The organism is Paraflavitalea devenefica, assembly GCF_011759375.1.
Lineage (GTDB): Bacteria > Bacteroidota > Bacteroidia > Chitinophagales > Chitinophagaceae > Paraflavitalea > Paraflavitalea devenefica.
On sequence record NZ_JAARML010000002.1, the window covers coordinates 73,850 to 96,682 of the forward strand.

Genomic DNA, 22,833 nt, shown 5'->3' on the forward strand with positions numbered 1-22,833 from the left:
GTTTTCAAGAATTAAAGTCCAACAGTAAGGTTAAATCCGAATGAACGGGTGGAAGGGAACTGGGCAATCTCAAATCCCTGCAGAACGTCACTACCGTTAAAGGTGCCAAACTCAGGATCGAACATGGGCCAGTCAGACCAGATAAAGAGGTTACGGCCATATACGCCAATGGTGGCGCGTTGCAGGCCGATTTTTCTGGCAATCTGGGGTTTAAGCGTATAATCCAACCGGGCTTCGCGGAATTTGATAAAATCCGTTCGGAAAGTGTTGCCTTCGGCATTGTCTACGCCGAGGTGAGAACGGTAGTACTCATCTACGTCCATAGCTGTCACATCATTTTTCCGGTACTTGCCATCGGCACCCATTACCACGCCATTGCCGATGATACCGCTATACCTGCCGGGCAGGGTTTTAGTGAGCTTACCCTGTTCAGCCAGTTTGTAGTGCATAAGTGTATGCCCCACCGCGCCATACTGTGCATCGAACAATACATTCAGACGGAATTGCTTGTAGGTAATTTCATTGGTGAAACTTACTTTCCATTTGGGAGTGGTATTACCGAGGTAGATCACATCCTGGGAGATGAGCGCTACACCGCTTTGTGCATCATAAACAATTTGTCCGTCCGGAGATCTTACATATCCCCTTCCATACATATCACCCATGCTGCCGCCCACTTTAGCTACGATCTGGCCACCACCTACCGGACCGTTTTGAAGTATGATAGAGCTATCGGGCAACTCTTTGATGATATTGGTATTGGCAGAAAATATAATGCCGGTATTCCATTTAAAACCGTCTTTGGAAGCTACAGGTGTACCGTTGATGGCCAGTTCCACGCCCTTATTGGCCACTTTACCAATATTGATTACAGCGGCTGAATAACCGGAAGCGCGGTCCAACTGGCGGTTCAGGATCTGGTCCTTGGTGTAACCTGAATACACGGCCAGGTCAAAGCCCAGGCGGTCCCTGAACATTTTCATAGCAACACCTGCCTCATACGTGATCGTTCTGAGCGGTTTGAGATTGGGGTTGGCCTTGATGCTGGGATTTTCCAGTCCACCGCTATATAAACTACCTGCTGAGGAATAGGAATAAGCTGTACGGTAAGCCGTCATCTGCGCACTACCAACATTGGAAGCTGAGAAACGTACTTTGAGGAAGCTGATATCCTTAGGCAATTTAAAAGCGTCTGAGACAACAAAGCTCAGGTTGGCTGATGGATAAAAGAACCCGGTATTGGCAGTGCGTTCAGGCGTGGCCAATGCACTGTTCCAGTCCTGGCGGGCGGTAATATCAAGATACAGGAAGTCTTTATAACCGGTGGTGATGATACCATAAAAACTGTTGATGGCCAGTTTGGTCTTATAAGGCATAGTGATCAAGGGGCCTGCGGCGTTGGCAAAGGTGTAAACGCCCGGATTGATGAGTGAATCGGCACGGGTTTCATCACGGGTATAAGCATTCCGGAGGGTGCTTCCGCCACCTGTAATGGAGAAATCGAAATCCTTGTTGATCCTTTTAGTGTATTTCAGCAGGAAGTCGGCACTGGACTCCATAGAAAAGATATTTTGTGTGCGATAGCTGCCATAACGGAATTTTGAGCCTGCATCAAAGGGACGCTCCTGGGCGCGCTGGTCATAGCCAAAATCCAGGGATGTCCGCATCATCAAACTCAGTTCTTTCGTGAAATTATAAGTAGCCTGTATGTTGCCGGTTACACCGTGACGATTGGTACTGTTGATGAACTCATTCACGATGGCGTAGGGATTCTCAGGAAATGAACTGTAGGGGTAGAATATTCTTCTGCCTTCCTGTCCCTTTACCCAGTAGTTCTTTAGCCAGTCAATGTCGCCATTCGGTTGCCAGAAAATATACCAGTACATAATGGATTGGTTACCGTAGCCGCTTCCCGGCAGGTTATCGCTCCACTTGTTGGTATAATTTATTTTGGAGCTCACCTGGAGCCTGTCATTAACTTTTGAATTAACCGACAGGGACACTGTATTACGCTTATAGCCTGTATTGGGTATGATCCATTTGTTGGTAACATTGGTTACAGAGAAGCGGGCAGTGGTTTTATCCGTACCGCCTTCCACGCTGATAGAATTGGTGATGGTGCTACCCACATCAAAAAACTTGCGTATTTTATTGGTATAGGGAATCCAGGGTGTAGCTACTGTATCGCGGCCCTGCAATCCATTGTTGAACTGGTAAAACATTTGACCATCGAACCTGGGGCCATAAGCAGAGCTGGAACTGGAGTTGGCCGACCGGCCATAATCATAATCTGCCTGTCCGTCCAGCCCGATGCCGTATTCCCATTGGAGGTCGGGCCAGCGGTTTACCTGTTCCCAGTTAACGTTGGAATTAAAAGTAATGCCCAGGCCTTTTTTCTTATTGCTGCCCCATTTGGTGGTAATGACAATAGCTCCGTTGGCGGCACGCTGGCCATATAATGCTGCGGCGCCGGGTCCTTTTAATATGTCATATGACTCAACATCGTCCGGGTTGATATCATTGATGCTGCTGCCATAATCAGCCGGCATGTTATCACTACTGACACCATAGGGCGCTTCTCCCTCAATGGCGCTGCGGCGGCCGCTTCCATTGTTGATGACCACGCCGTCCACTACTATAAGCGCTTCATTATCGCCGGTAAGGTTGTTCTCGCCGCGCAGGATAATCTTATTGGTACCGGCAGGTCCGGCATTGGAGCGTATGAGGTTCAAACCGGCTACTTTGCCCGAGAGGGCATCGGTCCAGTTGCCGCTCATGGCGTCTGTAAGTTGTTTTCCGCTAACAGTAGTAGTAGCATAACCAAGTGATCTTTCTGCCCGTTTGATACCCAATGCGGTTACTACCACATTTTCCATCTGGGTTTCATCTTTATGCAAGTCTATCTTCAATGATTGCTGTTCTGCAGCATTAAATTTCTTTTTTGCAGGCAGGTAACCTACGGCTGATATTTCTACGGTCCCTTCCAGCAGCGGCAGTTTTTTACTAAAGGCGCCTGTCTCATCGGCCACCGCGATGGATGTGCCCTGCCCGGCCTGTTTAATAATGACAGTGGCACTGGGAACGGGATTGTCCCCTTCTGTAATAATACCCCGCAGCGTCATCGTAGCTGTTTGCTGTTTGATGGGGGTTTCTGATCTTTTGATCACCCAACTGTTGCCGCTGGCGGTAGCTATGAAATTAGCAGGGGCCAGTATTTTGTTCAGTAATTCTCCTACATTGGGTGCTTCGTAGCTGGCAGACGTTACCCTTACGGCTGACAGTTCTTCATTGGCATAAGCCAGTTGTACTTTAAAATGGCGGCCAAATTCCTCTACTATTTTAGCCAGGTTGCCGGCGCCATGCCGGAACTTGAGCTGGGAGGTTTGGGCGTTCACCTGCCGCGATGGGGACTCACTGTTTTGGGCCTGTGCCTGCAGGAAGCCTGCCGTGAGCAGCAGTACCAAAAAACGGATTCTTGCGTTTAGTTTTGCGTTTTGCATGTTGTTTACATTACAGTATAGACAATAGATTGGCCGGCTGCTCCCACACATGGTGCGGTAAACAGTTATAAACCGAAGGTTATTTCAATGATATGTTAGTGGATATTAGCGCCTGTCAGTGTGTTCACTACCTTTAAATTCTCATTCAGGGATAAGGTCATGTCCCAGGTCAAGCTTACTTTCATGTCCGGGTTAATGCGATCGTGCGATAGTGTTACTCCGTAATATGTTTCTATACACCGTATTAATGACTCCAGCGAAATATTGAACAACCGTATCTCCGACTGTGTCCACCAATCGGCTGTAAGCGGACCTACCGTTTGCGTGGCGCCGGCCTTACCGATACGCGTATACACCTGCTGGCCGGCGGTGAGTATATTCCTGCCGCCTGCATGGTCGAGTGCTACCCTTCCTTCTTTTACCGTCAGTTGTATATCGGTCGAATCGAGCCGGTTGATCGTGAACTGTGTACCCAGCACCGTTACCTGGTGATTGTTCACACCAATGGAAAAGGGATGCAGGGTATCTTTGGCAATGCTAAAGAATACGGTCCCTTTGGTGAGCTGGGTATTGCGCCTGTTCTTAAAATCGGGGTATATCCGCAGGGCGGAGTGGGGGGCCAGCCATAATTCAGAGCCGTCCTCCAGTTGCACTTTTCGGATATTATCGGTGGCAGTCAACTCTGTCCAGGCCTCAACAGGTATTTCCTGCTGTGCCCAGGGCAGTTTAATGAATACGGCCACCAGTATAGCTGCTGCTGCGCTGATACCAATAAAATACAATTGCTTTTTCTTGCGTCGTGTGCCTTCCAGCCGGTGATGGATATTGCCGAGCAACTGTGCTTTGCGGCTGGTGTCCATCGGGTCTGGTTGTTCCCATGCCTGCTGCCATTGCTGATCGTCGTTGGGTGTATGTTGCTGCCTTGATTTACGGGGCATGAAAAACGGCTTTTGATAATAGACGCTCGCTGAAAGGATCTGGTACTATACCTTTTTGAAGAAAATGGGGGAGTTAACGATTTGGTCATATTGGGGCCGGGAGCCGGGGAGCGGCAACGGTGCAGTATATATAATACACGACTTTAAATATGCAATAGGCAATGTTCAATGCTTACTGCTCGATGTTCAAAGAAAAAACAATTGTACCTGCCGGAGGATTTTTATCATGCGTTGTCCGGCAGTGTGCAGTTGGTTTTTGACCGTCTGTTCACTGAGCCGGAGTTCGGAGGCAATTTCTTTTACGGAGCGTTGTTCTTCAATTTTCATGGCATAGATGCGGCGCATTTGACCGGGGAGTTGTTGCATGGCGCCCCGCCACATATAGTATACCTGTTTATATTGGTATTGTTCATCGGGCTGCGGATTTGCTTCCTGTGTTTCGGGCATATCATCGGGCAGGGTATACCGCCTTCTCCTGGCAGCACGGAGATGATCGCTGATGCAATGCTGAACAATGGTATATAGGTAATTCCGGAAAGAAGAATGAATAACAATAGACTGGCGCTTGTGCCACAGGCGTATGAACACTTCCTGCAATACATCATCCGCCTCTTCTGATCCATTCAGTCGCAGGCGAATATAGGTATGCACCGGCGCTGCATAGCGGTTGAAGATCTCATCAAAAGCAGTTTGGTCCCCCGCTTGCAGCATCAACAGTAATGACCCTTCATCCGGGGTAATTTCCTGATAGTTCATAATGGCGGCAAACTTAGTTACCAAATGTAACGATGTGGCAGCACGTATTTTATCAAATGTTTAATTTTTTGTTTGGTTGCAGGTTTTTGCAAGGGGTAGCCTGTAATGCGATAAGGCGGGAAATACGCTATGGGACTCATTTTCAGCTAAAACCACCGATAGCGGCAATGCCGTAATCTTACTGATTATAATGTGGGGGAAAAGTTGTATCTTACTATAGTACATTCATGCAAACGATTGCGCTGATAACTCCTCTATATCCTCCCGGAAAAGCACGACCAATGCCCGTTTTTTAACCAATAATAACTGATTTATGTTGTGGGAAGATTTTTTAGCCTGCCGCCGGAAGAGGCTGGAATTGCAACAGCGACTTGACCAGGTTGCCAAACAAACAGAAAAGTTACAGGAAAAACAGGATGAGGTGCGTCAGCGCCAGTTCCTCCAGCGTTTCCTGGATAAAATGGAAGAGGTCATTACACCTGCCTTCGGCAAATGTGTACAATCACTCAACAGATATGGTATTAAAGCGCAGCAGGTAGACCGGATGAACAGGGCGCACCCCAATGTGTCGCTCGACATCCGGTACGACAGGCAGAACTATTGTATGTTCCTGCTGTCGCCCATACAAACAGAAGGGAAAGTAGCCATGCGTACCCTGATCCATAAAGAGAACGAATGGAATTATGAAGACGCCACCCGCGTAGATATGGACCAGTTATCCGAATCCCTGATCCGGGATAAAGTGCAGGAAGCTATTAATGTGCTGGATGACAGGGATAGGTGAGGGCAACCGGTTGCAGCAGGACGGTCGTATGTTACTATTTTATTATTTTTGAATGGATTTTTTCTTGTAGGTTTGGCCGTTTGAAACGACCTATCTGACTGCTGTATGATGCGACGGATTGCTGTGCTATATTTTTACCCCTCCCATGCCCGGCTTGCTATACAGGGCTCCTGCCGGTTGTTCCTGTTTTTATGGTGTTTACTTATTAATGTATTACATACTTCTGCACAGGATAATACGCCTGTGGAATACCTGGGTATTGAACAGGGGCTTTCCAACAATGCTGTTACCGCTATTTACCAGGACCAATACGGATTTATGTGGTTTGGCACCTACGATGGGCTGAACCGGTACGATGGCTACCATTTTAAGATCTTCCGGAATACGCCCAACGATACTACTTCCCTCATCAGTAACCGCATAGTTGCTATTGCTGAAGACCAGGAACATAACCTGTGGATCGGCACGAAGCAGGGAGTGAGCATTTTTAACAATAGCAGCTCCGGTTTCTCGCCGGTCAACTGGCTGCCTTATAAACAGGCAGCGGCAGAACGGTTGAGCTGGACCATCAACGATATTAAAACAGATGCGGCGGGCAATGTGCTGATTGCTTCCGCGGGTGGAGGATTGATGATCTGCAGCAAGGGGTCGAAGCTGGCCATACAGGTGCCTTGTGTGGATGCTACCCGCGAACTGCTGCGCTACCACGTACAGGCCATCCGGATAGACAAAGGGCAGCGGGTATGGTTATTTGTGCAGGGCGTGGGCCTGTGTGTATACGACAAACAGGCAAAACGGGTAAAGCCGGTGAACCAGACGATGCGGTCGGGCTACTGCCTCGAAACCGATAACAACGGCACCATCTGGATAGGATCGGAGAACGGGCTTTTTGCTTATCATATAGCCACCAATACCGTGAAGGGATACAATGAAAGCTCCGGCATATTGACCAATAACAAGGTCGTGGGCCTGTGCCTGGACCGGCAGCACAAATTGTGGATTGCCACAGATGGCGGTGGTATTAATATACTGGATGTTCAAACCGGCAAGATGCGCTACTTGGCGCCCGGGCAGCATAAAAAATCACTGACCAGCACTTCTGTGTACGCGGTGTATGAAGATAAGGAATCACGCAAATGGATAGGCACGCTACGCGGTGGCATTAATGTCATTGATCCGCAGAAGAACCGCTTTACCACAGTGGCGCATGATCCTTTAAGCCGCAATAGTCTTGTTGATAATTTTGTATTGTCGTTTTGTGAAGATCCGGCCGGCAATCTTTGGATCGGCACCGATGGCAGCGGCGCCAGCTATTGGAACCGGACACAAAATACCTGGACGCATTTTAAGCACCAGCCAGGCAACCCGCAATCCCTCAGCAATAATTTTGTGACCAGCATTGTGCGTGACTACCAGGGGAACATCTGGCTGGCCACCTATGGCGGCGGTATCAACCGCTATAATAAAAGCAATGGTTCATTTGAACATTATGCCTGTAATTATACGGGCTATGCTTATGGTGATAAGAACGTGTGGAAGTTGTTTGAAGACAGTAAAAAGAACCTGTGGGCGGGAGCTGTGGCGCCGGGCAGGTTGTACCGGTACAACCCGCAAGCCAACCAGTTTGAATCTTTTGATGATAAGGTGGTGGATGTAACTACACTGGCCGAGGATAAGCAAGGCGTATTGTGGGCGGGCACTTTCAGTGACCTTATTCAAATAGATGTAGCGCATAAGAAGCACCGCTTCTTTAAGATAGGCAATGCCGTGCGGAGTATTTATGAAGATGGGGCCGGTAATTGCTGGATCGGTACGGAAGGAAATGGCCTGCTGTTGTTCGACAGGCAAAAAGGAACTTTTACCACGTATACAGAATCCGACGGATTGAGCAGCAATGCTGTATTGAATACACTGGAGGATAAGAACGGTAATCTATGGATCAGCACCTTTAGTGGGATCTCCAAATTCGACCCGCAGCATAAAACCTTCAAGAACTTTTATGTGGCAGATGGCCTGCAGAGCAACCAGTTCAATTACAATGCGGCCCTGCAGTTGCGCAGCGGTGAATTTGCCTTCGGCGGTATTAAAGGGTTCAACCTGTTTTACCCGGATAGTATCGGGAATAATGACCGTATGCCCAGTCTGCTGCTTACAGGGCTGCGGATAGATAATGTACCCGCGGAGCGGAATAATACATTTACAGACGGACAAACACTGGCCAATATTGATCAATTAACGTTGCCCTATAGCAAAGCGGTGATCGCTGTTGACTTTGCGGCCCTGGAATATTCTGCTCCTGATAATATTTCCTATGCTTATTATATGGAAGGGTGGGATAAAGGCTGGAATTATGTAGGTCACCTGAGAACGGCCAATTATTCCCGGCTCAATGAGGGAGATTATACCCTGCGTATAAAATCAACCAATGCAGAAGGTGTATGGAATAACCAGGAACGTATTATAAAGATCACGGTACTGCCGCCCTGGTACCGTAGCTGGTGGGCCTATGGCGGGTACATCCTGCTGGCGGTAACTGCTATCTGGTTTTACCTGTTGTACAAGAACAGGCAGGCCCGGCTGAAATATGAAATACAGATAGCGCATATCAATGCGGAAAAGGAAAAAGAACTGAATGAAAAGAAGCTGTCTTTCTTCACCAATATATCGCATGAGTTCAGAACGCCGCTCACCTTGATCATTAATCCTATCAAAGAGTTGCTGTACAGCAGGGAGCAAGGGGTAGATACCGGTGAGCTGAACATCGTGTACCGCAATGCCCGTCGCCTGCTGAGCCTGGTAGATCAGTTGTTGCTCTTCCGCAGGGCAGATAGTGAGGCGGATAAATTGCGGGTGGTAAAGCTGAACTTTTCCGATCTGTGCAAAGAGGTATACCTGTGTTTTGTGCAGCAGGCGCGCAGTAAGCGGATAGAGTATGGGTTCCAGTGCGCCAACCCCCATATTGAGTTGTATGCCGACCGTGAAAAGATGGAGATCGCTTTGTTCAACCTCGTGTCCAATGCGCTGAAATTTACACCGGAGCAGGGGAAGATACTGTTTACCGTAACAGAAACAGACGAACAGGTAGAAGTGGCCGTTGCCGACAACGGTGTGGGAATACCGGATAGCACCGGCCGGAAGCTGTTTGAACGTTTTTACCAGGTGCAGGATAAGGAAACCTCCCTGAAAACGGGTTTTGGCATCGGCCTGTACCTGGTGAAGCATTTCGTGGAAAGCCATCACGGACAGGTTGATTATACCAGTAAGCCCGGTGAAGGCACCCGGTTTGTGGTGGTATTGTTAAAAGGGCATCATCATTTCCGGGCGGATATGATCCATGAAGAATCTGTTGGTAAGGCGGAGTTCCTGGAAGAGCTGATAGAAGAGACAGAACCGGTACCGGAAGCTGATATGGTTCCTCAGGAGCCGGAGGAAGACCCGGGTTTGCTGGTGACGGACCTGCCCATTATGCTGGTGGTGGATGACAACAGCCAGATACGGCAATACGTAGCGCAGATCTTCCGGAAAACTTTTCGCCTGTATGAAGCGGATAATGGGGACGACGGACTTAAACTGGCCCGGCAATACCAGCCCGATATTATTATCAGCGATGTGGTGATGCAGGGGCTTACCGGTATTGAACTGTGCCATAGTATTAAAGAAGACCCTTCGTTCAGCCATATTCCCCTGATCCTGCTCACCGCCAGTTCTTCGCCGGATATTAAGCTAAAAGGGGTAGAGTGCGGGGCCGACGATTATATTACCAAGCCTTTTGAAAAGGAACTGTTGGTAGCACGGGTAAGCAGCATACTCAAAAGCCGCAATAACCTGCAGAAGTATTTTTATAATGAGATCACCCTGCAGCAGAACACCGGGAAGATACCGGAAGAATACCGGAAGTTTCTCGAAAAATGCATGGCCGTTGTGGAAGCGCACCTGGATAATGAAACTTTCAGTATCAAGATACTGGCGGCTGAACTCAATATGAGCCATTCCAATCTGTATAAAAAAGTAAAGTCTGTATCAGGCCAGTCGGTCAATGGCTTTATCAGGTTTATCAGGTTGCGCAAAGCGGCAGAGCTGTTTATCAATACGCCCTGTAATGTCAATGAAGCGGCTTTCCAGGTAGGAATGGCAGACATCAAGTATTTCCGGGAACAGTTCAATAAGCTTTTTGGGATGAACCCCTCTGAATACATTAAGAAGTACCGCAAGCCGTTTCAGAAAAACTTCCAGATGAATAAATAACAGGCGTTTAAAAAAATTGCCCCTGTTTTAAGTGATTTACCCCCCTGTCATGTCTGGCCGTATCCTTACTTTAGCCCCCTCAAAGCGAAAGCCTGCTTATAAAACGGATTAAAAGAATAACTATGCGGTATTTTTCCGGAAGTCTGTCCTGCTTGTTATTGTTCATGATGCTGTTGGTATGGAAGGCGCAGGGACAAGTCGCATCCGGGGTGACGGCTACTACGGTAGCCAATGGCTGGGCCAATAATTCCGTCAATGTAGTGGTCTTCCGTAAGAATTCACTGGTTACCCATGGTGGCTGGCAATACACCGCTTTCTATGACCAGGACCGCTATGTAGTGCTGGGTAAACGGAAGCAGGGGAGCACGCAGTGGCAATTGCAAAAAACGTCTTACCAGGGCAATGCGGCCGATGCACACAACTGCATTAGCCTGATGGTAGATGGGGCGGGTTACCTGCACCTGGCCTGGGACCACCACAACAATCCTTTGCGCTACTGCCGCAGTGTGCGTCCCGGTTCACTGGAATTAACAGCGAAAATGCCTATGACGGGGCAATTTGAAGAACGGGTATCTTATCCGGAGTTCTATAAACTGCCCAATGGCAACCTCTTGTTCCTGTACCGGAATGGTCAGTCGGGACAGGGCAACCTGGTTATCAACCAATATGACTGCAATACCCAGCAATGGAAGAACCTGCACAGCAATTTAATTGATGGAGAAGGGCAGCGTAATGCTTACTGGCAGGCCTGTGTAGATGCCAAAGGCGCCATACATATTTCCTGGGTATGGCGTGAAAGTCCGGATGTGGCCAGCAACCACGATCTGGCCTATGCCCGCTCAACGGATGGCGGCATTACCTGGGAGCAATCCACCGGTGAAAAATACCGTTTGCCCATTACGGCTGCTTCGGCGGAGCATGCCTGCCGCATTCCGCAAAAAAGTGAACTCATCAACCAAACCTCTCTCTTTGCCGATGAAAAGGGAATGCCCTATATCGCTACTTACTGGCGTGAGGCTGGTTCCACCGTGCCCCAATATCATGTAGTGTATAACGATGGAAAACAATGGCAGATACAGGACCTGGGTTTTCGTAAAACGCCTTTCAGTCTTAGTGGTGGCGGCACCAAACGCATTCCCATTGCACGGCCACAGGTAATGGTATGGCGCAAGGGCAGGCGTGTAGCTGCCCTGATGGTATTCCGGGATGCTGAGCGCGGGGATAAAGTATCTGTAGCCATGAAGAAGGACCTGGCAAAGGGCAACTGGCAGATCATGGACCTCACTACGGCATCAGTAGGTTCCTGGGAACCGACGTACGATACTGAATGGTGGAAACAGAAAAAAGTATTGCAGCTATTTGTGCAATCCGTGGAGCAGGTAGACGGTGAAGGCAAAGCTAATATTCCTCCTCAACCAGTAACCGTAATAGCGTGGAAGCCGAAGTGAGTCCATTTACGTCAACTAAAACGATAAAAGCATATATGAAAAGAAACATTTCCTGGTTAAGGTCCTTATCCGCTATCCTGGTGATTACAGTTATTGCCTGCAGCACACAAAAGAAAGCAGGCGTTACTACCGGTAAAGCATTCCTAAAAACAGTTGAACAGGAATTTATTGATGCGGGCGCCCAGTACAAGATATTGATGAAGGACCTGCCTGCTGATAGGTTTCCCAAAACATATTTCCCCACTACCGGTAAGCATGAATACAGTGGCTCCGGATGGTGGTGCAGCGGCTTTTACCCCGGCACTTTATTATACCTCTATGAGCAAACAAAAGATATGGCCCTGTACAATGAAGCTCTGCGGATACTGGAGCCATTGAAAAAAGAGCAATACAATAAAACCACGCACGACCTGGGCTTTATGATGTTCTGCAGCTTTGGCAATGCAGCGCGCATCCAGTCTAAACCGGAATACAAAGACATGCTGATCAATAGTGCGAAGTCGCTCAGCACCCGCTTTAACCCCAGGGTAGGTTGCATCAAATCCTGGGATTCCAAAAAGCAGCCAGAGTTCCTGGTGATCATTGACAATATGATGAACCTGGAACTGCTGTTCTGGGCCACACAGGTAACGGGTGATTCTTCTTATTATAAAATAGCGGTTACCCATGCCAATACCACCATTAAGAATCATTTCCGGCCGGATTACAGTTCTTACCATGTGATCGACTACAATCCGGAGACCGGCGTCGTACAGCAGAAACGTACCGCGCAGGGTGCAGCCGATGAGTCGGCCTGGGCGCGCGGACAAGCCTGGGGGCTCTATGGATTTACGGTTATGTACCGTGCTACCAAAGACCCGCAATACCTAAGCCAGGCCAATCATATTGCTCATTTCCTCCTGTCGCATCCCAACCTGCCGGCTGATAAAGTGCCGTATTGGGATTTTAATGCGCCCGGCATTCCCAATGCCTTGCGCGATGCCTCGGCTGCCGCTATTATGGCTTCAGCCCTGCTGGAGCTGCAGCAGTATGTGGATACGGCCAAAGCAAAAGAATACGTGGGTGCTGCCGAGACCATGTTACGGTCCCTCTCTTCACCTGCCTATAAGGCCAAACCTGGCACCAATGGCGGCTTCCTGATAGAGCACTGTGTGGGACATATGCCGCAAAAAACAGAAATAGATGTGCCGCTCACCTATGCGGATTACTATTATATCGAGGCCCTGAAGCGGTATAAGGAATTGGGAAAGTAGATGGATTCGGAGTCTTCTCCGCAGTGTCTCCCGTAGAGCTTGTCCCGCTTTGCGGGAGGACGCTGCTGTAAGTTGAAATAAGTGTTTAGGGTAGCAGCCCGGTTAACCGACAGTATTTAAGCAGTTTTTTCATAAGCAAGCAATCGTTTGGCCCCTTATGTCTATGGGGGGCCTTTATAAACGCTTTAAGGCTGATCATTACCGGGTGGGTGGATAAGAAATACTGTATATTGTTAAGGTATAAACAAAGGATATGAAAAAACGCATCATAACGATTTGCCTGGTAGTCGTTTCCCTCCTGCTACAGGCGCAGCCTGCAAAGAAAAATACCCCACCGGTCAGCGACAGGAAAATATGGTTACAGCAGCTCGACAAACTGGCCCGCCCTGTATTGTCCAACCTGGCCGCCGGAACACTGCGCGAAAAGATGCCGGTGACCTTATCACCGAAGGTGGACAATGCAGCCAACCGCTCACAGGTGGCCTACCTCGAAGCATTCGGCAGAGTATTAGCCGGTATTGCTCCCTGGCTCAATCTCGAAGGTGGTGATGCGGAAGAAGTGGCCCTGCGCAACCAATACCGGGAGTGGGCGCTCAAAGCCATCGCCCAGGCAGTGGATACCGGTAGCAAAGATTATATGCGCTTTACCGGCGGGCAGCCGCTGGTAGATGCGTCCTTCATGGCATTGGGGTTGGTACGCTGCCCCTGGTTGTGGGAGCACCTGGAATCCAAGGTACAGCAGGATGTGGTAAGGGCTTTCAAAGCTACCCGCTCCATTGTGCCGGGTTATAGCAACTGGATACTGTTTTCCGGTATGATAGAAGCCTTCTTTTGTAAGTACGGGATGGAGTACGACGGGGTGCGTATTGATTATGGCGTAAGGGAATTTGCCAATCACTGGTATGTGGGCGATGGGGTATATTCTGATGGTATGCAATATCACTGGGACTATTATAACAGTTATGTGATTCAACCCTACCTGTCCAATATCTTCGATGCCTTGCGCACGCGTAATGCGCGGGCCTATGATTGGTATGTGCCCAAATTTGACCAGATCAGCAAGCGATACGCCGTGATACAGGAGCGGCTGATCAATACAGATGGTACCTTCCCTATAACAGGGCGGTCTATTACTTACCGTGGCGGCGCTTTTCATCACCTGGCCGATATGTCGTTGAGAAAACAATTGCCGCAGGAGTTGAAACCTGCGCAGGTAAGAGGCGCTTTAACAGCCGTAATAAAGAAAACCCTTGAAGCCCCTGCCACCTTTACCAAAGATGGCTGGCTCAGCATTGGCCTGTATGGCAACCAGCCGGGCCTGGCGGAAGGGTATATCAATACCGGTAGCGTGTACCTATGTACTACAGTATTTTTACCGCTCGGCCTGCCTGATACCGATGAGTTCTGGACAGCACCGGCAGCACCGTGGACGGCCGTAAAAGTATGGAGCGGACAGGATATGTCGGCCGATCATGCCGTGGAAGTGCGATAAATTAAATTATAAGACACGAAATAAAAAAGGATGACCGTCATAACAGGCGGTCATCCTTTTTACTATTATTCGCAGTACTGCGCATATTCGCTGTATTCATATTCACCCTCAGTGCCTTCATTCACCCGCAGTATGATCAGGTCACCCGGTTCCAGTTCCCAGTAAAGGGTGGTGGAAGAACCCAGGTATTGGGATGGGTAGGAAGGATTGGCATAATCCACATACCAGCCAATCACATCGCCGGGTTCCAGGCTCATGGCATAGTATACTTGCCCGGGACAGGCCCGGAATTCATAATTACTGGCAATCCAGGCTGAATTGTAAACCCCGTTCTTTTGGGGAGTGTTGCCCGATGGGGCATGCGTGAAACCGGCCAGTACAATAAGCAGGAGGAGCATCGCTGGCAGCAATACGTTTTTTGATGTCATAGTTTAAAGTTTAATGATGAAAGGAAATCCCTTTAAATTAAACAATAGACAGCCCGGTAAATTCTTTCCGATTGGCAGGTTGATAAGCTGGTTTCGCCGCTTCCCTCAACCTGGGATAGGCAAGGACGATAACTTAACAAAGTGATGGGGAATGCTGGCATGAAATTTATATTTATGTAAATTGCTATATATTGTTCATGCTTAAAATTTTAACAGGTATGAAAACGCATCAATTTACCAGGAGTAGAGCCATACTGCTGATGGTAAGTATATTATCAGTCACTACAGGTATGGCGCAAAATGACAAAAGCAATAAAAAGGCGGAAAAAGCAGCGGAGGTGAAAGCGATGGTGGAGGCCCAGCGGTATATATTCAAGCCGCAAACAGCCAATCCCATGCGCGGCCGTACCATGCAGCTCACCTCAGAATATACAGTGAAAGTCAGCAAGGATACCATTGTGTCGGACCTGCCTTACTTTGGCCGTGCCTTTACAGCGCCCATCGACCCTTCCAAAGGAGGTATACAATTCAACTCTACCAATTTTGATTATAAGCTCGAAACCATAAAGAAGAGATGGCAGGTAACCATCAAGCCCACGGATGCGGGCGATGTGCAACAGTTCTTCCTCACCATCTTCAATAATGGAAGTGCCACCTTACAGGTTACGAGCACCAACCGTACACCGATATCGTTTAATGGGTATGTAGTAGAAAGGAAATAAATCAGTGGTTATTTCAAGGTATGTTTTTTAACGCCTTCAAATGTAATTTTCACAGGCTGTATCAATCCGTTCTTATCAAAATGCATATGATCAATGCAGGTTACACGGTGGTTGGCGTCGGTTTCACCCAGTGGCCTGCGGTGGTAAACGATGTACCATTCATCTTTTCCGGGCACCTCGATCACTGAATGATGACCGGCGCCGGTAGCTACCGTTGAGTCCTGCTGCAGTATGGTGCCAATCCTTTCAAACGGACCAAAAGGTGAATTGGATAGGGCATAGGCCACCCGGTAATTCGGACCGCCCCAGCCACCTTCCGACCACATAAAATAATACTTCCCGTCCCGGATAAACATAATCGGACCTTCCACATATCCTTTGGGGGTAATCTCTTTAAACGTGCTGCCATCATCAAAAGGAATAAAGCCGGTGAAGTCAGCCTTCAGCTTTACAATATTGCAATGGCGCCAGCCCCCATAGATCATATAATATTGTCCGTCTTTATCCCTGAATACAAACTGGTCAATAGGCTGCGCCCCGTTCTGGAACTTATCCAGCAGGGGTTTGCCCAGCAGGTCTTTGTAAGGCCCCTGTGGCTGATCGGCTATGGCCACTCCAATCCCGCCTGTTTCATTGTTATTTTGGATGTCATTGGCGGCAAAGAACAGGTAATACATATTGTCCTTCTCTACAATGGCCGGCGCCCACATCGCCTTGTTGGCCCATTTCACAGCGGCCGTATCTATTATCCGCGGATGTTTTTGCCAGGTGATCAGGTCGGGGGAAGAAAAAGCATCCATGAAAACCTGCTTCTCATACCGGTCGGAATAAGTAGGGAATACCCAGTATTGCTTATTAATAATGGCCCCCTCAGGATCGGCATACCAACCTTCAAAAATGGGGTTACCCGATGTTTTTTTGGACTGCGCTCCTGCTACCAAACCTGCACCCAGTAGTCCGGCCAATAACAAGTATTTCATGTAAATCGAATTGATCAGCCTGCAAGATACCACCCGCTCCCTACAATCATGGTGCAATTTGTCTCAATCATTGTTAAAACTTGAGCAGGAAACCTACGCCCAGCACCTGTTTGATCTGTGGCCGGGCTCCTCCGGAACTGCCATCACTTTTTACCGAAGGCACATCATTGTCATAGATCACATCTACCGACACATTCATATTGATCAGCTTCGACACTTTTACCGTGAGCACATTCGTCCAGAAAATATCTACATTCAGCGGATCATGGCGGTAATTGGAAAACAGGTCCAGCTTTGTTTTGTAGTTCGTGGTAGGCGTAATTTTCTTATTCCAGTTTATCGATGCATAGGCGCCTACTTCCATCTTCACATGCTTACCGCTGTCTACGCCATAGGCCGCTGCGGCCGCCAGCGAATCATTCATCACGATCACCCACCGCGAAGTAATGGGAGAAAGGAACAGGGAGAATGTTTCATTCGGCTTATAGTCCATACCAAGCGATAAGATCACATAGGCCGGCGACATGAAGTTGGAGGTTAACACCTTTGTTGAATCAGTAGGATAGGCAAACCCTTTTGTAAACTGGCTTCTGAAATTCAGCAGGCTGCTCAGGTACCATTTATTATTCAACTCATAGCCATATTTGGAAACCAGGTCTATGCGGTCGTCCGATTTCCGCTGCCCCAGGCTCGTCGTATTCACCATACCATAAGCCATGTCTAAAACATTATCCCAGGAATGGCGGCCATGTTTATAATGGGCGAACAAATTCAGCAAAGATGTCAGTGACAGGGAGAATTTGTCACCCCCGGCAGACCAGTTGCTCAAAGTGCCCTGGTTCACATTCAGGTTAAAAGCGCCACCGGTTTTCCAGGTGCGCTTACTGGTATCGGCGGTATTCTTAGTAATGGTACGGCTGGATTCACTCTTTAATCCTTGTACGGTTTTGTCTTGTGCATAGAGACGGAAGCTGCATAGGGTGAGCAGCAGGAGTACGTATTTCATAGCGTTTGTTTTGAAAAAAAGCCTCCTGCCACAAAAACGCTGCCAAAATGGCCCCTCCTGCGTATTGTCAGTCTGCCCAAAAGAGCAGAAAGTAACGAAGCAAGCGAATAATCAATAATCAGTAACCAATAATAAACCACCCCGTAGCTTAATAATTTATTAATTGCCCCTGCCATCAATCCCTTTCCGGCAGCAGTAACTTGCGCCGGTCTGTTATTTTTTATTTTCCCCGCAGTGTCTCCCGCAGGGGACGCTGCGGTAACTTACATATATGAAGAAGTTACTACTCTTACTGGTTAGCTGCTACCATATCATGGCAATAGCCCAGCCAACGGTATATACCACGGCCAACGCCCATTCACACAACGATTATGAAAAGCCTTTCCCTTTCTATGCGGCTTATAAAGAAGGGTTTGGTTCCCTGGAGGCCGACCTCCACCTCATCAATGACACCTTATGGGTAGCGCATGACAGTGCAAGTCCAGGCATTGATCCCACTTTTGAAGTAGGGTACCTGCAGCCATTGGATAAAGAAGTGGCCAGGCATAATGGCTTCCCCTATGCAGACCGTACTAAAAAAATACAACTGCTCATTGACCTCAAAACAGCCGCTATTCCTACACTCGATAAGGTGGTGGCTGCCCTGCGGAAATATCCGTCATTGACCAATAATCCCAATATCCGGTTTGTGATCTCCGGCAGCAGGCCCGACTCCACTACCTGGCAACAATATCCTGCCTTTATCTGGTTTGATGGCAATATGGGCCAATCCTACCCGGCAGCAGCATTGCAGAAAATTGCACTTATGAGCGCCGGCTTTACCAAATACAGCGACTGGAATGGCAAAGGCAGGCCGGTGGCCCATGAGTGGGATACCCTGCAAAAACTGATAGCCGCGGCCCATGCATTGGGCAAGCCCGTTCGCTTCTGGGCTACTCCTGATAATACCAATGCCTGGTATCATTTGATGAAATTGAAGGTAGACTACCTCAATACAGACCGCATTGCAGAACTGGCCGCATTCCTCAACAAACTGCCAAAGACCGGGTACCGTAATGATAAAGCCTACATCCCTTATCAACCTACCTATAAAACTGATGGCGTTAATAAGAAAGTGAAAAATGTGATCCTGCTCATTGGCGATGGCACCGGGTTGGCGCAATGGTACAGCGGTTATACCGCCAACCATGCCCGGCTCAATGTATTCAACATGCGTAGCATCGGGCTTTCCAAAACCAGCTCTTATGACAACTTCATCACCGATTCGGCCCCCGGCGCTACGGCGCTCGCTTCCGGTGAAAAGACCAATAATCGTTCGGTAGGCGTAGACCATACCGGTGTGGCTTTATCACTCATACCGGATTATGTGTATAAGAAAGGCATGCGTACCGGGCTCATCACATCGGGCGATATGACAGATGCTACACCCGCCGCTTTTTATGGCCATCGCACAGAACGCACTGACGGTGCTGGTATGTTTGCCGACCTGGCCGGTGCGCCCATCCAGTTGTTGATGGGATCAGGTAATAAGCACTTTACACCAGCCACACAACAAGCCTTGCAGCAAAAAGGGTTCACCCTTGTTCGTACGCTGGACAGTATGCCGACGGCTACACAGGGTAAATGGATCGTTATGGATGAGCGGGCCCACTTGTCTATGTTACAAGGCCGCGGCCAGTGGTTACAGCAGGCATTCGACAAATCACTCCATATCCTTTCCCGGAACAAAGCCGGTTTCTTCCTCATGGCCGAAGGTGCCCAGGTAGATCATGGCGGGCATGACAACAATTTGCCCTGGCTGGCTTCCGAGGTCATGGACCTTGACCAGCTCGTAGGAAGGGCCATGCAGTTTGCCGATACCAATGGCGAGACCCTGGTGATCGTAACCGCCGATCATGAAACCGGCGGCCTTTCCCTGATGGATGGTGATTATGGCAAGGGGTATATTGGCGGGCAGTTTGCCACCGACGACCACACCGCTATTCCGGTACCCGTATTTGCTTATGGTCCGCAGTCCCGGCTTTTTAGTGGCGTATATGAGAATACAGCCGTGTTCTTTAAGATCATGCAGACCCTGGGCATCGCGGTACAGCCAGCCGCCAAATAGGCATCAACGGAGCATTGGCCGTACTTTTGCATAATACCGGTCATTAATATTCTTTCATGTCTTCAACTGTTTTGATCATTGGTGCGGGCGCTGCCGGGTTAATGGCTGCCCGGGAACTATCGGCCCGGGGTCATGCCGTTACCATTCTCGAAGCCCGTAACCGGGCCGGTGGAAGGATGCATACCATTCATTCCACTGCTTTTACCGTGCCTGTAGAGTCGGGTGCAGAGTTTGTGCATGGAAAGCTGCCGCTTACCTTTCAGTTACTGGCGGAAGCAGGTATCGGCCATACCCCGGTAGAAGGCCGGATGATAGAAGTGCGCAAAGGACGCTGGCACCGGCAAAACCAGTTTATAGAAGGATGGGATACCCTGATGGAGCATTTACAGTCCTTGCAGCAGGATATGACGGTGCGTGAGTTCCTGGACAGGCATTTTCAGGAACCGAGGTATGAAGAGCTGCGGCGTTCCGTACAGCGTTTTGCAGAAGGATATGATGGCGCCGATATCAACAAAGCCAGTGTGCTGGCCCTGCGTAATGAATGGGAAAAAGAAGAAACAGAACAATATCATATTACCGGCGGTTATGAACGGCTCACGGATTACCTCATAACCCAGTGTGTAAGGCAGCGCTGCTCATTACACTTCAATACTCCTGTACAGCGCATTAGCTGGCAACAGGGTAGGGTAGAAGTCACCACCGGCGATGAAAGATCGTTTACCGCCGATAAAGTGATCATTACGGTGCCGTTGGGCGTATGGCAGCAGGCCCACGACAAAAGCAATATTGATGTTGTGCCGGCCATCGATCAGCAGCTCGCAGCCTTCCGCCAGATCGGTTTCAGTGCAGTGATCAAAGTAAGCCTGGAATTTAAGCAACCATTCTGGCAGGAATATGAAAAAGAACTCGGTTTCATCTTTAGTGAAGAGATCTTTCCTACCTGGTGGACACAGCTTCCCCATCCCGTACCCCTCCTCACAGGTTGGATCAACGGACCCCAGGCTATTTCTTTTGCGCAGACCTCACCAGAAAAAATGCTGCAATATGCCCTCTACTCACTGGCTGGTATATTTGGTTTACCACTCGTATTCCTCGAACAGCAACTGGTGGCTTCACATATAACAGACTGGGGCGCTGATCCTTTTTCCCTCGGTGCTTATTCTTACGACATGCTTTCTTCCAAAGCAGCCCGCCAATTCTTGCAGCAACCTGTTGCCGGTACACTCTTCTTTGCCGGTGAAGCTTTATATGAAGGCGCACATCCCGGTACCGTAGAAGCGGCATTGGCAAGTGGTGCAGCAGTAGCGGCAAAATTGATGGGCAGCCTCGCCAATACTTAGTGCAGCTCCTTTAACCATTGTTGTGCGTAGGCCCTTGCAGCGGTGATCGTTTCGTGGCCACAACGGAAACAACGCTTCCAGGTTTCATCCTTTGCTTCCAGTTTGGGATCAGCAAAACGCTTCCGTCCCCCTCTTTCTACCAGTTTGGCATCAAAATCAATATCTGCTGTAAGCGCCAGGAACTCCTGCAGCCTTCTTTTGATCAGCGCTTGTACGTTGGCGGGATATTCCTTGTCAAACTCCTTCATGGCTGCTGCATATTGTTCTGCATTCAGGTCGTCTCCCTCGGCAAAATTGCTCATGAACAGGCCATGCTGCGGATCTTTGGGATCCTGCAATGCTTTTTGTTCAGCTTTCAGCATGGTGATCGTAGCCTCATACAACTTCTTCATATCGCCGGTGGCTTCCTTCATGCCCTTTTCATTCGACTCAATATCGTGCTTGATTTCCTCCAGGCGGGCTTTTAACTTCGCTGCTTTATCAGCGGGCGCTGCAGGCTTTGCCGATTCACGGGCTTCTTTATAGTCCTGCAGGAATTCCGGTGAACTGCTGTACCGGCGTATATAGTCGCCCAGTTCTTTCACCATGCCTGCCCGTTTGCCGGTGGCAATTCCTTTGATCACAGAAGAATGCGGGAAAGCGAGATTGCCTTCTTTGAAATTGCCGAATATATATTCACGCGCTTCCGCTTCGGCCATGTCCAGTTGATCAAATATATTTTTTACTACAGCAAATGCCATCGTGGTTAATACCAACAGGCAGGCCATCCAGGTACAGGTAATCTTTTTCATGTTGTTATTAAAATTAATTGTGCTTTTGACCGTAAAAATACCATGCGTCTCGTCCGGCCGGTTTGGTAAGATTATAGAGTGACATTATTGATGTATGAACCGGCAAAATGCCCGGCCAGGTTGGATGACGGTATAACCGATGCCAGTGTGATCCTTACCATTGAATAGTTAAAGGTGTTTGGGTAGAAAATCAAACAGGCACCATGCTTTTTAGGGTAAGGCACCTGTTTAGTTATTATCAACCAGGATTTTAATGGAAGTTTTTTGATGGAGTTAACTAATATTACTTATTTTCATTAAGCGAACCCCTATGAATTAGTTGTGTAAACCAGTCTATGTTGGAAAACCTGATCACGAAAGAAACGCTTAAATCCGAACTTGATGCTGGTTTGGAATCCGCGGTTAACCTTCTGTACTCCCGTTATAGTTCCATGTTGTATGGCTATGTATTGCAATTCATCCCCGACCGGAAAGAAGCTGAAAAAGTCCTGGTGCTCATCTTTGGTAGCCTCGCTACCCGTTTGCAGGAAGCCTGCAACTCCACGCTGAGCGTATATTGCTGGATGCAGGTGGAAGCCAGGAAGATCATCCTGGAATATAAAAAGCAACAGGCAGGCAACACTGGCAGCAGAACTGTTACTAATGGCCGGCCGACTAATGATTATTACCTTTCCTTGTTGCAGGAGGCATCGGAAGAACAACGGTTTGTATTCAGTGAGATCTTTTTGCATGGCCGGGGAAAAGAAGAACTTGCCCAGGAGTTACATAAAAACATACACGATATTAACCGGCTCCTGAATGAAAGCTTGCTGATCATGCGAACAAAGCTATCATGAACCTCCCCTCATCATTTATAAACCCTACTAAATTGGTAGGAATTATTTGGCGCTAATAGGTAGCGCCAGTATCTTTGCATTCGTTATCGTTCATGCTTGCCAGTCAAAGGTCATAAAAAGCTATACCATGAGAGAAATGTCTATGAGCCGCCTGAACCCCCACCGTTTGAAATCCCTCTTTCATACAAGCATGCTGTCTTACAGCAT

The 22,833-nt window shown here is 48.6% G+C and carries 16 protein-coding genes; 9 read left to right on the forward strand and 7 right to left on the reverse strand.

Annotated features, from left to right (window positions below; all coding sequences use genetic code 11):
* Nucleotides 1–11: 11 nt before the first annotated feature.
* The 3 genes from HB364_RS09920 to HB364_RS09930 all read right to left on the reverse strand — a co-directional run bounded on the left by HB364_RS09920 (nt 12) and on the right by HB364_RS09930 (nt 5,194).
* Nucleotides 12–3,500 carry a SusC/RagA family TonB-linked outer membrane protein gene (locus HB364_RS09920; RefSeq protein WP_167287832.1) on the reverse strand — a complete coding sequence of 1,163 codons (3,489 nt, stop codon included), beginning with the start codon at nt 3,498–3,500 and terminating at the stop codon, nt 12–14.
* Between the two features lie 95 nt (nt 3,501–3,595).
* Nucleotides 3,596–4,438: a FecR family protein gene (locus HB364_RS09925; protein WP_167287833.1), complete on the reverse strand. Its 843-nt coding sequence runs from the start codon at nt 4,436–4,438 to the stop codon at nt 3,596–3,598.
* Nucleotides 4,439–4,624: 186 nt separating this feature from the next.
* Nucleotides 4,625–5,194: an RNA polymerase sigma factor gene (locus HB364_RS09930; protein WP_167287834.1), complete on the reverse strand. Its 570-nt coding sequence runs from the start codon at nt 5,192–5,194 to the stop codon at nt 4,625–4,627.
* Between the two features lie 313 nt (nt 5,195–5,507).
* Here HB364_RS09930 and HB364_RS09935 point away from each other — a divergent pair, with 313 nt between their 5' ends.
* From HB364_RS09935 to HB364_RS09955, 5 genes are all read left to right on the forward strand, one after another.
* The gene (locus HB364_RS09935) at nt 5,508–5,978 is read left to right on the forward strand and encodes a hypothetical protein (RefSeq protein ID WP_167287835.1); all 471 of its coding nucleotides are present in this window, start codon (nt 5,508–5,510) and stop codon (nt 5,976–5,978) included.
* Between the two features lie 105 nt (nt 5,979–6,083).
* Nucleotides 6,084–10,223, forward strand: a complete 4,140-nt coding sequence (locus HB364_RS09940) for a hybrid sensor histidine kinase/response regulator transcription factor (RefSeq protein ID WP_246228462.1) — start codon at nt 6,084–6,086, stop codon at nt 10,221–10,223.
* Between the two features lie 122 nt (nt 10,224–10,345).
* A complete protein-coding gene (locus HB364_RS09945; RefSeq protein WP_167287836.1) occupies nt 10,346–11,671 on the forward strand; it encodes a BNR repeat-containing protein in 1,326 nt (441 codons plus the stop codon).
* Between the two features lie 35 nt (nt 11,672–11,706).
* Entirely contained in the window at nt 11,707–12,924 is a 1,218-nt protein-coding gene (locus tag HB364_RS09950) for a glycoside hydrolase family 88 protein (protein ID WP_167287837.1), read from the forward strand.
* Between the two features lie 253 nt (nt 12,925–13,177).
* Complete coding sequence (locus HB364_RS09955; protein WP_167287838.1) at nt 13,178–14,416, forward strand: DUF2264 domain-containing protein; 1,239 nt, start codon at nt 13,178–13,180, stop codon at nt 14,414–14,416.
* 65 nt (nt 14,417–14,481) lie between these two features.
* Here the strand turns inward: HB364_RS09955 and HB364_RS09960 are convergent, their stop codons facing one another.
* Nucleotides 14,482–14,844, reverse strand: coding sequence for a hypothetical protein (locus tag HB364_RS09960; RefSeq protein ID WP_167287839.1), 363 nt, complete (start codon nt 14,842–14,844; stop codon nt 14,482–14,484).
* Between the two features lie 218 nt (nt 14,845–15,062).
* On the opposite strand from HB364_RS09960, the gene HB364_RS09965 reads away from it, so the two are divergent.
* Nucleotides 15,063–15,566, forward strand: coding sequence for a DUF4251 domain-containing protein (locus HB364_RS09965; RefSeq protein WP_167287840.1), 504 nt, complete (start codon nt 15,063–15,065; stop codon nt 15,564–15,566).
* A gap of 8 nt (nt 15,567–15,574) precedes the next feature.
* On the opposite strand, the gene HB364_RS09970 is transcribed toward HB364_RS09965, so the two are convergent.
* Nucleotides 15,575–16,546, reverse strand: a complete 972-nt coding sequence (locus HB364_RS09970) for a glycoside hydrolase family 43 protein (RefSeq protein ID WP_167287841.1) — start codon at nt 16,544–16,546, stop codon at nt 15,575–15,577.
* A 73-nt stretch (nt 16,547–16,619) separates the two neighbouring features.
* Nucleotides 16,620–17,552 carry a DUF3078 domain-containing protein gene (locus HB364_RS09975; protein ID WP_167287842.1) on the reverse strand — a complete coding sequence of 311 codons (933 nt, stop codon included), beginning with the start codon at nt 17,550–17,552 and terminating at the stop codon, nt 16,620–16,622.
* Nucleotides 17,553–17,823: 271 nt separating this feature from the next.
* Here HB364_RS09975 and HB364_RS09980 point away from each other — a divergent pair, with 271 nt between their 5' ends.
* Together HB364_RS09980 and HB364_RS09985 are read left to right on the forward strand one after the other, a co-directional pair.
* Nucleotides 17,824–19,659: an alkaline phosphatase gene (locus HB364_RS09980; RefSeq protein WP_167287843.1), complete on the forward strand. Its 1,836-nt coding sequence runs from the start codon at nt 17,824–17,826 to the stop codon at nt 19,657–19,659.
* A gap of 56 nt (nt 19,660–19,715) precedes the next feature.
* The gene (locus HB364_RS09985) at nt 19,716–20,999 is read left to right on the forward strand and encodes a flavin monoamine oxidase family protein (protein ID WP_167287844.1); all 1,284 of its coding nucleotides are present in this window, start codon (nt 19,716–19,718) and stop codon (nt 20,997–20,999) included.
* Here HB364_RS09985 and HB364_RS09990 read toward each other — a convergent pair.
* Nucleotides 20,996–21,790, reverse strand: a complete 795-nt coding sequence (locus tag HB364_RS09990) for a hypothetical protein (protein ID WP_167287845.1) — start codon at nt 21,788–21,790, stop codon at nt 20,996–20,998. The genes HB364_RS09985 and HB364_RS09990 overlap by 4 nt on opposite strands.
* A 335-nt stretch (nt 21,791–22,125) precedes the next feature.
* Here HB364_RS09990 and HB364_RS09995 point away from each other — a divergent pair, with 335 nt between their 5' ends.
* Nucleotides 22,126–22,626 (forward strand): hypothetical protein, encoded by a 501-nt coding sequence (locus HB364_RS09995; protein ID WP_167287846.1) that lies wholly within the window; start codon nt 22,126–22,128, stop codon nt 22,624–22,626.
* Nucleotides 22,627–22,833: the final 207 nt, after the last annotated feature.